At 33.2% G+C, this 14,280-nt stretch carries 13 protein-coding genes; all 13 read left to right on the top strand.

Annotated features, from left to right (window positions below):
- The first annotated feature begins 22 nt into the window (after nt 1–22).
- Nucleotides 23–862, top strand: a complete 840-nt coding sequence (locus CHB80_RS09825; protein WP_089371267.1) for a phytanoyl-CoA dioxygenase family protein — start codon at nt 23–25, stop codon at nt 860–862.
- A gap of 27 nt (nt 863–889) precedes the next feature.
- Nucleotides 890–2,443: an oligosaccharide flippase family protein gene (locus tag CHB80_RS09820; protein WP_089371266.1), complete on the top strand. Its 1,554-nt coding sequence runs from the start codon at nt 890–892 to the stop codon at nt 2,441–2,443.
- Complete coding sequence (locus CHB80_RS09815) at nt 2,433–3,431, top strand: acyltransferase family protein (RefSeq protein WP_089371265.1); 999 nt, start codon at nt 2,433–2,435, stop codon at nt 3,429–3,431. The genes CHB80_RS09820 and CHB80_RS09815 overlap by 11 nt, the downstream gene beginning before the upstream one ends.
- Nucleotides 3,432–3,435: 4 nt before the next feature.
- Nucleotides 3,436–4,500, top strand: a complete 1,065-nt coding sequence (locus tag CHB80_RS09810) for an acyltransferase family protein (RefSeq protein WP_089371264.1) — start codon at nt 3,436–3,438, stop codon at nt 4,498–4,500.
- Entirely contained in the window at nt 4,497–5,648 is a 1,152-nt protein-coding gene (locus CHB80_RS09805) for a glycosyltransferase family 4 protein (RefSeq protein WP_089371263.1), read from the top strand. The genes CHB80_RS09810 and CHB80_RS09805 overlap by 4 nt, the downstream gene beginning before the upstream one ends.
- Entirely contained in the window at nt 5,641–6,981 is a 1,341-nt protein-coding gene (locus tag CHB80_RS09800; RefSeq protein WP_089371262.1) for a glycosyltransferase family protein, read from the top strand. Before CHB80_RS09805 ends, CHB80_RS09800 begins: the two co-directional genes overlap by 8 nt.
- Nucleotides 6,978–7,859, top strand: coding sequence for a glycosyltransferase family 2 protein (locus CHB80_RS09795; protein WP_089371261.1), 882 nt, complete (start codon nt 6,978–6,980; stop codon nt 7,857–7,859). The genes CHB80_RS09800 and CHB80_RS09795 overlap by 4 nt, the downstream gene beginning before the upstream one ends.
- 6 nt (nt 7,860–7,865) lie before the next feature.
- Nucleotides 7,866–8,990: a glycosyltransferase family 4 protein gene (locus tag CHB80_RS09790; RefSeq protein WP_089371260.1), complete on the top strand. Its 1,125-nt coding sequence runs from the start codon at nt 7,866–7,868 to the stop codon at nt 8,988–8,990.
- Entirely contained in the window at nt 8,987–10,078 is a 1,092-nt protein-coding gene (locus CHB80_RS09785) for an EpsG family protein (protein ID WP_089371259.1), read from the top strand. The genes CHB80_RS09790 and CHB80_RS09785 overlap by 4 nt, the downstream gene beginning before the upstream one ends.
- 3 nt (nt 10,079–10,081) lie before the next feature.
- Nucleotides 10,082–10,987: a glycosyltransferase family 2 protein gene (locus tag CHB80_RS09780; protein WP_089371258.1), complete on the top strand. Its 906-nt coding sequence runs from the start codon at nt 10,082–10,084 to the stop codon at nt 10,985–10,987.
- Nucleotides 10,984–12,063 carry a glycosyltransferase gene (locus tag CHB80_RS09775; RefSeq protein WP_089371257.1) on the top strand — a complete coding sequence of 360 codons (1,080 nt, stop codon included), beginning with the start codon at nt 10,984–10,986 and terminating at the stop codon, nt 12,061–12,063. The genes CHB80_RS09780 and CHB80_RS09775 overlap by 4 nt, the downstream gene beginning before the upstream one ends.
- A 118-nt stretch (nt 12,064–12,181) precedes the next feature.
- Nucleotides 12,182–13,342, top strand: coding sequence for a glycosyltransferase family 4 protein (locus CHB80_RS09770; RefSeq protein ID WP_089371256.1), 1,161 nt, complete (start codon nt 12,182–12,184; stop codon nt 13,340–13,342).
- Nucleotides 13,343–13,427: 85 nt separating this feature from the next.
- The gene (locus tag CHB80_RS09765; RefSeq protein ID WP_229746849.1) at nt 13,428–14,267 is read left to right on the top strand and encodes a polysaccharide biosynthesis/export family protein; all 840 of its coding nucleotides are present in this window, start codon (nt 13,428–13,430) and stop codon (nt 14,265–14,267) included.
- Nucleotides 14,268–14,280: the final 13 nt, after the last annotated feature.

Below are 14,280 nucleotides of genomic sequence, written 5' to 3'. Positions count from 1 at the left end.
ATCCACTTTAAAAAATATAAGAATGAAATTAACAACAGCACAAATAGATCATTATCACGAAAATGGATTCCTCATCGTTGATGGTTTATTTACAGAAGATGAGGTACAAGGCATACGAGATGGGGTTCATCAGATAGATGATAAACCCATGCCCAATATTATAAGAGAAGAAAATGGAGCTATACGCTCTGTATTTGCACCACAAACTATTAGAGAAGAGTTTGATTGGTTATATAAACAAGAACGTTTAGTTGTACCAACACAACAATTATTAAATGATCCTTCAATTTATCTCTATCAGTATAAGCTTAATAACAAAAAGGCCTTTGGAGGTGGTATATGGGAGTGGCATCAAGATTATCCATTTTGGCATATAGATGATGGTGTAAAGGAATCAAATATGCTTTCTGTTATGGTATTACTACAAGATACAGATCATGCACAGGGACCTTTGATGTTTATTCCTAGATCGCATACTACTGGTATTGCAGATTTTCAACACAAAGAACACTTAACTGAAGGGACGATAGCACTAGAAAATTCTTTAAATGGTGATTTAAAATTTACCATTAAAAATGAATTGATTAAAAAAATGGTAGATCAAGATGGCATTGAACCTGGTATTGGAAAAATAGGCACCGCTATCTTTTTTCATCCAAATGTATATCATGGTTCTAATGCAAATATTTCTCCATACGATAGAAATACAGCGATCATGACTTACAATGTAACGTCCAATTTACCAGAAGATAGAAAAGAAAAAAATAGACCCGATTATATCTGTCTACGGGATTTTAATCCTATACAAATAGATAATCGATCGATACGAGAAGTTACACAGAGTATATCTGTAAGTATATAATAATCAATTAACCAACAACCAATCATTTTGAGTCAGATAAAAAAAGCAGCATTACTTTCCTATATCAATCTTGGTATTTCCAATATTGTAGGGATTGTTTTGACCCCTTTTATCGTAAAGATGTTAGGTGACTCAGAATACGGACTGTTTGCACTTATCGGAGCATTTGTAGGGTACTTATCCATATTAGATTTAGGATTGACAAATGCTATTGTACGATTTGTTGCGCAATACAGAGCGCAACAAGATGAAAAAGGGCAGGAAAACTTCTTAGCAGTTAGTCTTATTTTGTATTCGATCATCAGTTTAGTCGTGGTCGTTTTTGGAATGATCATGTACCTAAATGTAGAAACTTTATTTGGTGATACCTTGACATTAGACCAAATGAGCAAAGCAAAGATGATGCTTTTACTCTTTATCTTCAACATTGCGATTACATTACCAGGAGGCGCTTTTACAGGGATCTGTAATGGTTATGAGCACTTTGTTTTTCCAAGGGTGCTAACTATCTGTAAGTATGTAATCAGAGCATTGCTTGTGATTGCAATACTATATAAAGGCGCAGATGCATTGGGCTTAGTCATCTTAGATAGTGCATTAAATGTATTGTTTATTGTAACTACCATCTATTATGTGTTTACAAAACTTAAAGTACGTATCAAATTACACCGTTTTGATCATCGCTTTTTAAAAGAAATTTTTAGTTACTCTATCTGGATTTTTGTATTCGGAATGGTCTATCAGTTTCAATGGCGTACAGGTCAAGTTATTCTTGGAGCTACAACAAATACAGTTGTCGTTGCTATTTATGCAGTAGGCGTTACACTAGGGTTATATTTTCTAACATTTGGTAATGTCATTAACGGGCTTGTATTACCTAAAGCGGTAAAATCTATTTATAAAAATGATACTACTGCATTGCTTACAGCTGAGATGATACGTATTTCAAGAATCACGATGATCGTACTTTTTTATATACTTGGCGGTTTCTTGATTTTAGGGCAAGAGTTTATTGTTTTATGGGTAGGAGAGACCTATAAAGATGCGTGGCTTGTGGCTTTGCTTATTATGATAGCTTATGTGATGCCTATATCACAAGGGTATGCCCATGCTATTTTAGAAGCTAAAAAACTGATGCGATTTAAATCGTTATCGTCTTTAATCCTCACCATTATTGGTATTGGTATAGGAGGTTATCTATCTACAATATACGGACTTAAAGGAATTATTTACGGCATTTTTGGAGCACTCATGATACTTCAAATTATGGTGGTGTTTTACTATCAAATTAAATTAGGTCTTGATATGAAACAATATTTTACAAAAGCATTATTCCCATACCTGTTACTATTTATTCCGGTGTGTGTGATCACATATTATGCTGTTCATTTTATTGGAAACGGATGGGGATTCTTTATTCTAAAAGGTATTGTATTTACCCTATTATTTGTAATAGGAATGTATGTGCTCCTAAGTAAAACTGAGCGTACATCTCTAATGGGAATTTTTCTGGGTATGCTTTCGCGAAAGCGTACAAAATCTATTCATCCCTTAAAAAAAATGTCTAGTCATGAGAATTAAAGAGTTAGATGCTTTTAGAGGGCTTGCGGCCTTAGGTGTGGTTTTATATCATTATACTACTATTTATAGTAAAGATTTTGGTGTCGAATCATCTCTGTATTTTCCTCATGGATGGTTAGGGGTTCCTTTCTTCTTTATCCTAAGCGGTTTTGTAATTACACTTACTATAGAACGGTGTACGAGTGGGTGGCAATTTTTAAAGAAACGTTTTATACGGCTATATCCTACGTTTTGGATCTGTATTCTAATTACTTTAGGAGTCATTTGGATTACAAAGTCTCAGTCTATTGACCCTATGTTTGATAGACCTGTAATTGATATTCTATTCAATTTTACCATGTTTCATGAGTTGTTGAAATTTCACCATGTAGATGGAGCCTATTGGTCTTTATTACCAGAATTACTTTTTTATTTACTGATGGCATTTCTCTTTATGATCAAGAAAGTAGATAAAATACTTTTGTACAATGGCGCTTTGCTAGTGATTTGCTTGATTCACTATTTTTTCCCAATTCCGATTATAAGTAGGTTACTAGATCTTAATTATGTGTTATTGTTTATGATAGGGATTTGCTTTTATAGAATATACATGTCTAAGGGTAAACCAGCGCTATACTTACATGCGCTTATCATCGCAAACCTTTCGCTAGCAATAGCTTTATATAGTGTGGTAAGACCTCATTTAGAACTTACCATTTTACTGATATCGTTTCCTATTATCGTCTTGTTTTTTTACGTTTTTGTGTATTTGAAATTTGAAATCTTAGGAAGAAGTAAGTTCTTATTATTCCTTGGCTTTGTTTCATATCCATTGTACTTAGTACATCAACTTGTAGGATATATTTTCATGTTATTTTTTGATAAGCATATGGATCGGTCTATTAGTATTTTATTGACCACATCTATTGCGGTTTTAATAGCGACAGTCATCACTTATTATATAGAACCACCTTTAAAAAGAATTATTAAAAAAATCATTTTTAAGTAAAACTATGCTAAAACCACTCACATCCCTTCGTTTTGTATTTGCTTACATGGTTTTTTCAGGCCATTTAGGAGGGTTGTTTCTATCTTACAATGAAGATTTTCTAACAGATACATATGCTAGTTATTTATCCATGAGTGAAGGATATTTAGGTGTAAGCTTTTTCTTTATCCTAAGCGGATTTATTTTGTCATTCAAATACAAAGATGCATTTCTACAAAAAAAGATACCATTTAAGAAATTTATACTTGCTCGAATTTTTAGAATTTATCCCTTACATATTCTCACATTTGGGGTTGCATTTTTGCTATCTTATTATGGAAGATTAGGAGACATAACCTTCTGGCTAAAATCGGTAGCTAATACATTATTGGTACAAAGTTTTATTCCAGCAAAAGAGTATTTCTTTTCTTTTAATGGAGTTTCTTGGAGCATTTCAAATGAAATGTTTTTCTATACACTTTTTCCTCTATTGCTTCTTGCTGTTGCCTTATTACGAAAGTATATCCTTTTGGTGTTGCTAATTCCTATACTCATTATCGCTTTTGTACCTAGTACAGATGCCAATCATTGGGTATATTATATTAATCCGCTTTTTAGAGTCTTTGATTTTATATTGGGAATATTACTTTTTGATATGTATACCCGCTATAAAGAGCATGCATGGATACAAAAGAATGCAACATTACTCGAAGTTATTTCGATTGCATTTTTTAGTATGTGTTATATTTTTCGCTCTGGAGTTTCACAAGATTTTAGGTGGTCTATTTACTACTGGCTTCCTATGGCTTTCTTGATTTTTATATTCTCATTTCAACGTGGGATTATCTCTCATATTTTATCAAAGAAAACACTGATATGGTTAGGCGAAATAAGCTTTGCTTTTTATATGATTCACCAATTAGTGATCCAAGTGTTATGGATTGTGAATTATAAGTTTCGTCTTTTTGAAAATGGCTACCTGCTTATTGCTGTAGCATTTATAATTTCTGTGCTTGGGAGCGGCATTTTATATCGTTATTTTGAAAAACCTCTCAATATCTATTTACGTAAAAAATACATTCGCAAGTGAAACATATAGCCTACATAACCTCAGAATATCCACATCCTAGTACACCACCAGCAGGGGGAATAGGGTCTTTTATCAAGATGATGGCTACCTCATTAGTAAAGAATGGGTATCAGGTGACTATATTTTTATGTTTATCATCCAGTGATCGTATATGGTATGATGAAGATATACGTATTGTTGCGATTAAAGGAGTATCTCGTTCTAGGTTTTCTCCTATCAAAGATCGTTTCAAAATACGTACTAGAGTTAAAAAACACATTGCAACAGATCACATAGACCTTATTGAAGCACCAGATTGGGAAGGATTACATGCCTTTTTTAATTTCAAGATTCCAGTGGTGACAAGAATACATGGATCTGTAACTTATTTTAATCATCTTCAAGGAATGTCAAAACCTAGATTATTGTATTATCTAGAAAAAATGGCGATTAACAGATCTAAAAAAGTAATAGCTGTAAGCGAATTTTCAGGAAAACTTACCGAAAGTGTCTTTGAGTTTCCGTGTCTTAATTTTGAGGTGGTGTATAATGGAATAGATATAGAAGCATTCAATACCTTATTTCAAAATGCTACCGAAAGTCAAAACATCCTTTATTTCGGAACCTTGGTACGTAAAAAAGGAATGATGGCCTTAGCTCATATTTTTAATATTCTTCATACCATAAATCCCAATGCAACTTTAACGCTAGTAGGGAAAGATGCAGTAGACTTCATAGAAAAGAAATCTACTTGGGAAGTGATGAAATCTATTTTAACACCATCTGCATTACAGAATGTTCATTATAAAGGTGTTGTTCCTTATGAAGAGATGTCTCAAATGATTTCCCAATCGGCTATTTGTGTTTTCCCAAGTTTTGCAGAAGCATTTCCTATCTCTTGGTTAGAAGCTATGGCTATGGAAAAACCCATTGTTGCATCATCTATAGGATGGGCAAATGAATCTATAGAAGATACAAAATCAGGTTTGTTAGAGTATCCAGATAAATATCAAGCTTTTGCACAGAAAATAAATAGATTACTCACAGATACTTCCTATGCTTTGCGATTAGGAAGAAATGCAAAACAACGTGTGATCGACTTCTTTGATCAGAAAAAATTGGTTGTACAGAATATCAATGTTTACAAAAATGTAATAGGACATGAATAAGAAAGTACTTGTCATCACACCCTTTTTTGCTCCTGAAACGCATGCTGCTGTTTTTAGGGCACATAAGCTTGTAAAGTATTTAAAACGGATGGGATGGCAACCCTATGTCATTACAGTGTCGATTAATTATGAATATAATGAAGACCCTTTATTATTAGAGGAGTTAGAAGATATCCCTATCTACAGAACAAGCTACATAGAACCAAGTATACGAGGTGTTAAAATGGCACTTGGGGGTCCAGATAGAACTTATAAAACATTAAAAAAACAAGGTGTTTTTGACCAAGCAGCTACTATTGCTACTACCCATACTAAGAAAGAATCCAAACCAACACTTGCAGCTAAATGCTATCATTATATCCTTAATAGACATTTAAAAAACCCAGATAGATTTTGGACATGGAAGAGAGGTGCTATAAAGCTTGCTAAAAAACTAATAAAAGAAGAAAATATAGCAACCGTATTTACAACGACACTCCCGTTTACAGCAAATGAGATAGGGATTGAATTAAAAAAAACAATGCCTATTCAGTGGGTAGCAGATTTTAGAGATCCTATTACATATGGCAAAAGGTTTCATTCTTCTATAGCTAAGGTGTATGCAAAACAAAAACGTATTCAGGATCTTACATTTCAATATGCCGATAAGATTGTAGGTACATCCTCATCTTATGGGATGATATTTCACGATCAATATGCAGGCGAATATGATGCAAAATTTGAGTTCATTCCTACAGGAATTGATGATGATTATATCCCTACACCACAAGTAGAAAAGGAGAATACTTTAGTATTGGTAGGAGAGTATTTAAAAGAGTATAAAGATGCCTTCTTTACGATTTATAAAAAAGCAATAGAAGGACTTCCTATTGGGCAAATTCCTCAAATACAAATTATAGGGAATAAAGAAATTAATGAACGTGTCGCATTACCTTATGTAAAAGAGTTAGAACTTACCAATCATGTCACATTCTATGACCATATGCCGCAATCACAGCTCTATGACATGATAGAGAAAGCTGCTTATGTTTTATTGATCAATGGAGATAAAGCTTATTGGTGGTGCGTATTTGCAAAACTAATAGACTATATAGCGCTCCAAAAACAAGTACTAGCATTTGTACCAGAAATAAGTGAAGCTAAAAAAGAACTTATAAAAGCAAATACAGCCACATTCTTACAATTTAATGAAGAAGATAGTGTAGAGAAACTAAAAACTATTTTTCAAAATCAACAAACAATCCATAACCCAAATACAACCTATTGCAAGCGCTATTTAGCTTCTTCTCAAGTACAAGCATTTATCAACCTATTTGAAGCGTTACAATCATGAAAGGATTTTCTATCATCATACCAACCCTTCATAGAACAGCTTTTCTGTTAAATACATTAAAGGATTTAGTGCTACAGCAGTATGAACATCCTTTTGAGGTGATAATTGTAGATCAATCACAAGAAAAAGATGTAGAGGTTCTTAACTATATCAAAGGTTTTGATTTTATTACATACCATCATATTACGAGTTTTAAAGGCCTACCAGAAGCTAGAAATTATGGCGCTACAAATGCAATCTATGAGTATCTCTTGTATCTTGATGATGATATACGGTGTGAGCCTGATTTATTAGCACAACACGCTATCTTTTTAGATGCTAATGATATTAGTATGGTTGCGGGCGGTATCACAGAAAAGTTTAAAACAAATTCAGATTGTGAGATCGGAAAATTTGTGTCTCGGACAGCAACCCCTCTTAGAGGGTTTCATTTAGAAGGGCAAAGAGAAGTAGATCATGCGGGCGGAGGAAATTTCTCTGTAAAGAAAAGTGTCTACACAGAAGTAGGTGGTATAGATGAGCAACTTACCAAAGGCGCAGCTCTTTATGAAGAGACAGATTTTTGCTTGCGTTTCAAAAAAACAGGACATACCATTTTTTATAATCATAAAGCGCATATGACACATTTAGCAGCAGAAACAGGGGGATGTAGGGTGTCAGATATTCGTGCATATATATATTCGCTTTCGCGAAATCGTACCATTGTTATCTACAGACATTTACCGTGGCATCATAACATAACAGCAAATCTCTATCTCATAAAACTTATTGTTTCATATACAATTGCGTATAAAGATATTGGCATTTTCAAGAGTTATTACAACGGATTAAAAGACGGAAAACGAGTAGCAAAACAACCTTCATTAAGAACACAGTAAACCATTATGAAAAATAGAAACCTATTAATCTTATCATACGATTATCCTCCATCCACTGGAGGTATTGCTCGTTTATGTCATGAGATTACAGGTGGGTTATCTTCTTTTTATAATACAATCACCATACTAACCGTAGATATACCTACTGTTTCAATACCATATCAAACAAGCTCTACTGTAGAAGTTATCCGATTGCCAGCAAAGCGTATACAATGTGAATTAGCTACCATACGTACGATTAGTAAGATAAAGGATAAGCAATCTTATGATGTTATTTGTGGCATTTGGCATCCTGAAGCATTATTAGCCTTTCTAGGAGGAATGAAGAATATATACATATTAGGCCATGGCGCTGAGTTTTTAGCTGGAAATGCTATGATGAGAAAACACTTTTGGTTACCTATCTATGCAAAATGGATGTTAGGGAAAGCAAAAAAGGTAATCACCAATAGTCATTATACAAAAGGCTTAGTAGCACATATTCAACCGAAAGCTATGGTCGAAGCATTACCATTAGCAGTAAATCATGAATTTTTCACACCTAACACATCCATACAAAGCACTACAGATGAAGTAATACGCTTTGTAACCGTATCTCGTATTTTAAAATTTAAAGGCCATGATTTTATTTTAAAAACATTAGAGAGTCTTCCCCAGAAACTACAATCTAAAATAGAATGGCATATAGCAGGCACGGGACCTTATTTAGAAGAACTAAAAAAGTTAATAATGGTTTCTTCTATAAAATCTCAAATCCATCTTCATGGGTTTATACCAGATCAAGAACTTCCTGATTTTTACAATACCAAAGACGTATTTATTCTTGCTACAAGAGAAGAAAAAACATCCAATCAAGTCGAAGGATTTGGATTAGTTTTTTTAGAAGCACAATCTTGTGGAATCCCAGCAATAGGGACAAAAACAGGCGGAATTTCTGATGCCATAGAAGTAGGAAATGGCGGATGGTTATTTGAACAAGATAATGTTGAAGCATTAACACACATACTCACTAACATTATAGAAACCCCTGAACTTATTGCTAAACAAGCTACAAAAGCAAGAGAACGTGTGTTACAAAGAAGTACATGGGAATTCTATTGTAAACAATTATATAAAATTATTTCAACGTGATAGCAGATCAATATTATATGACCACTTTCTTTACGGTAATTACCATTCTATCTATGATTGGTATCTTACCGTTGTTGCGCTATCGAACACTTGAAAAATTTCCAGAAGCAAATTTGCTTGTAGGGACTATATTGCTACTCGTTATTGTTACCCTGTTTATAGGTTTGCGAAATCCCTTTGGAAGTTGGCGTTATTATGGAGATACCTATAAGTACACTACCATCTACTTAAATATTCAAAGAGATCCTTTATGGGAATCAGGCAAAGATTTTGGTTTCTATTACTACATGAAGTTCTTAGCAAAGTTTTTTAATATTCAAACCTTCTATCTAATTACTGCCATATTGTATGTATTCCCTGTGTATTTTTCATTTCAAAAATGGTTTAAAAAGTATGCTTTTTTCGCAGTGGTGATGTATGTTACCTCTATGTCTTTTTGGCCATTTGGAATTAACGGAATGCGTAATGGATTGGCCACTTCATTTTTCATATTTGCCTTAGCCTTTAATCAAAGAAAGTTGATAATGTATGCTTTAATCGCATTATCGATAAGTTTCCATACAAGTATGGCACTTCCTACACTGGCACTTATTATTGCACAGTTTTATAGGAATACAAAAGTATTATTAGGGCTTTGGCTAGTAAGTATTCCAATAAGTTTTTTGTTTGGAAAAAGATTACTTACGGTGATTAATTTCTTAGTCACATCTTCCATAGGATTGGTAGATGATAGAGGAGATTTTAGTGCCATTGATAATGGCGTATTTGCAAGATCATCTTTTAGGATTGATTTTATCATCTACAGCGGTATTGTTATTTACTTAGGGTATTATTTTATCTATAAATATCACTTCAAAAATGTTTTTTTCTCCAAGATTTTTAACCTCTACATTATTTCAAATACCATATGGCTGTATTTTATATACTTCCCATATACAAATAGAATAGCCTATTTATCCTGGTTTTTAATACCAGTACTTGTAGTATACCCAATTATTTACGCAACGAATTTAAAAAACCAATCTTATTTTATGGCAGGCGCGATTTCTGTAAGTCTGTTTTTCGTTTGGTTACTCACATATTTATAAAAGATGGATAGCAATATACTCATATCAATATGTACTGCCACTTATAATAGAAGTGAGTTACTTCCTATACTTTATAGAAGTCTTGAAGCGCAAACAAATACTCATTTTGAATGGATAGTGATAGATGATGGAAGTACAGATACTACAGCTCAGGTACTAAAAGGATTTGAGCAAAATGCTTCTTTTCCGATACGTTATTATAAACAAAAAAATCAAGGAAAACATATTGCTATTAATACAGGAGTTTCTAAAGCAAAAGGAACCTTTTTCTTTATCGTAGATAGTGATGATAGATTGCCCTCTGATGCTATAGCGATTCTTCATAAGAAAATAGCATCTATAAAAGACAACCCTGATATAGCAGGTGTTGTAGGGCTAAAATGTTATTTTAATAAACAAGTGGTAGGTTCTGATTCTCTTCACAGAGATGCGATTTGTGATATATTTGACTATCGATATATTCATAAAATTCAAGGAGATAGAGCTGAGGTATTTAAAACGACTATTTTAAAACAATACCCGTTTCCTAAGTTTGAAGAAGAAAAATTCCTCCCAGAAAGTATAGTTTGGAATCGGATAGGACAACAGTATCAAATGTTGTTTTTTAATGAAAATGTATATGAATGTGAATACTTAGAAGATGGACTATCGGCACAATCTATAACACTCAGAAGAAAATACCCAAAAGGGGTGATGCATTTATATGCAGAATTAGGTGCTGTTACTAAAATAGGTCTTGTCAATAGATGTAAAGCCCATATCAATTTTTGGAGATTCTTTTTTTGTAATAGATCCCATATGCTCCAGCATATACAACTACTTAAAAAGCAATACCTCGCTTTTGTATGGATTCCATTAGGAATGTTTTTTTATCTAAAAGATAGTCTCACTCAAAAGAAGGAATTATGAAGATAATACATGTCATTAATTCACTTCATTTTGGAGGCGCAGAAAAACTGCTAGTAGACACAATTCCTAAATTTATAGAAAGAGGAATCACCACTGATGTTCTAGTATTACATCCCGAAAAGACATTTTTCTACAATGAGTTAGCGCAAAAACATCAAGTAAAGATAGTTACTACAAAGAAGAAGAGCTTATATAATCCATTATATAGTATTGCACTTAGAAAGTATTTAAAGGAATATGACATTGTACATGTACATCTATTTCCAAGTTTATATTGGGTGTCATTAGCAACATTGTTTTTAAAAAATCGAGCAAAACTTATTGTAACAGAACATAATACTGATAATAGACGAAGAGCTTCCGTTGTCTTTAAATATATAGATAGATGGATCTATAAAAAATATGATAAAGTAATCGCCATTTCTAAAGGTGTAAAAGAAAATTTGCAAAGTCATCTTAAGAAAAGCAATGATACCATTGTAACGATTCCCAATGGGATTCCTATAGAAGTATTTAAAAACGCTACAGGACTATCTAAGTATCATATTGGTATTCCTGAAAATGCAAAAGTGATTATTCAAGTAGCCAGTTTTACGCCTCAGAAAGATCAAGACACTTTGCTTAAAGCCATATCCCTATTACCAGATGAAGTACATCTATTACTGATAGGAGATGGTGTGCTAAAAGAAGAAAAAATAGGACTTGCTACGACATTAAATATTAAACATAGAGTTCATTTTTTAGGTTATAGAACAGATATCCCTCAGCTCTTGAAACTATCAGATGTGAGTGTGCTTTCTTCCCATTATGAAGGATTTGGACTTGCTATTGTAGAAGGTATGGCTGCTGGAAATCCATGTATAGGATCTAATGTTCCTGGTTTATCTGAAGTAATTGGAGAAGAAGGAATTTTATTTGAACCCGGTAATCATGTGCAATTAAAAAACAGTATAGAACAATTATTATATGATAAAGAATACTATTTAAAAATTCAGAAACAGTGTCTTGATAGGGCACAAGAGTACGATCTATCATTCATGATAGATGCTTATATAAATGTATATAAAGCGCTGTAAAGTAATGATCAATTATTCCTTTTCAAACCTGTTTTTTCCGCTTTACATTCTTTTATAATGTATTGTGCAGGAACTGAGGTTTATTTGTATCATAAATTAGAGTGTATACCATCCAGTGATGAAAAAAATAATTAGAGTAGCGACACATTCAGGTTCCTTAGGAACTTTGTTACAAGGGCAACTTCATTTTATGTCTGCCTACTACGAAATGATAGGCATAGGTAGTAGGGGAGATGTAACCAATGGAGAAGCCGTGATTGATACGCTAGCTAAAAAAGAAAATGTACGAGTAATTCCTGTAGAAATGACTCGTGAAATCACACCACTTAAAGATTTAAAAGCATTATATCAACTCTATAAAATTTTCAAAAAAGAAAAACCGGCCATTGTTCATAGTCATACCCCAAAAGCAGGAACACTTGCAATGCTCGCAGCAAAAATTGCCAGAGTCCCTAATAGATTACACACCGTAGCAGGTTTACCTCTGGTAGAAGCCACAGGGTCGAGAAGGCGTTTACTAAATTTTGTCGAAAAAATCACCTATGCATGTGCTACAAAAGTATATCCCAATTCTTTCGGTCTTAAAGAGATTATCTTAGATCATAAGTTTACAGATTCTAAAAAAATAAAAGTTATAGGAACTGGAAGTTCAAATGGTATTGATACCTCTCATTTTACACCATCGCTTTATACAGAGACTGAAAAGCAAAAGCTCTACAAACAATTATCAATAAACCCATCAGATTTTGTATACACTTTTCTAGGAAGAATTGTAAAAGATAAAGGAATTAATGAGCTCGTAAAAGCTTTTAAAAATATTCAAAAAGAGCATGCACATACAAAGCTGCTTTTAGTAGGATATTATGATCAAGAAACAGCGCAACTATTTCTAGAAACAGAAAATGAAATAGAAACAAATAAGAATATCATTCTCATAGGATGGCAAGAAGATGTTCGTCCATTTTTAGCCATCTCTAATGTGCTCACTTTTCCTAGTTATCGAGAAGGTTTCCCAAACACAGTATTGCAAGCTAGTGCTATGCAAATACCAAGTATAGTTTCTGATATTAATGGATGTAATGAGATTGTAGAAGAAGGCATCAATGGAACAATTATTCCCGTAAAAAATGTAGAAGCACTTCAAAATAGCATGGAAGAGCTCCTAATAAATAAAAAATATTACAACTACCTAACCCAAAACGCAAGAGCGCCTATATGTAAAAAGTATGAACGAAAACGTATCTGGAAGTCTCTTTTAGAAGAATATGAATCATTATAAATAAATAGCCTGAGTACGCTTTCGCGAAAGCGTATAAAGAAACATATACAAAGCAATCATAAAAATCATATCAACCCACCCAGTCATGAAAATAAATAACAAAATACTCAAAAAACATCCTAACGAGATGTCTGTATACCACCGATGGTTACTGAAAATAATATACTGTATTGTATTAGTTCTCTTTATTGTGTCTTGTAAAGCACCTAAAGACATTGTGTACTTTCAAGAGTCAGAAAACTTAGAACAAATCACTTCTGGGAATCGTTTTATAGCGACCTATAAACCTCATGATATTATTAGTATTAAGGTTTCTGCTCCTGATGCAGCTATTGCAATCCCATTTAACGCAGGAACGACCTCATTAAATTCAGAAAGTGGTGCCTTAACTACAAGTACAACAGCACCGAGACCATCCTATTTAATAGATGATAATGGGATGATAGAGTTTCCTGTATTAGGAGAACTTAAAATAGGGGGACTTTCTAGTGCTGAGGTTAAGGATATGATTAAAGAAAAATTAACCGAATATATTAATGATCCCATTGTGTCTGTACGACTTGAAAATTTTAAAATTACGATTCTAGGAGAAGTGCAAAATCCAGGACCTTTTACTGTCAACAACGAACGGATTACACTTATAGAAGCATTAGGGCTTGCAGGCGATTTAGGTATTCAAGGGAAACGTACCAATATAACCGTAATACGAGAAGAAAATAACACGCAAGTAATACATAAAGTGGATCTTACTTCTAAAGATGTTTTTAGCTCTCCTGTATACTATCTGTCACAAAATGATGTCGTGTATGTAGAGCCTAATGCGTCTAAAGCAAAATCATCTAAAAATAGCAATTGGCCACGCGTATTAACATCGGTTACATCTGTTTTAGGGATTATCATTTCTGTTATTGCAATCACCCAATAAACCATTTAGATTA

It is taken from the genome of Dokdonia pacifica, from assembly GCF_900188275.1.
In the GTDB taxonomy this organism is placed as follows: domain Bacteria; phylum Bacteroidota; class Bacteroidia; order Flavobacteriales; family Flavobacteriaceae; genus Dokdonia; species Dokdonia pacifica.
Note: the sequence above shows the minus strand (reverse complement) of the source record. Positions and strands in the feature narration are given on the sequence as shown.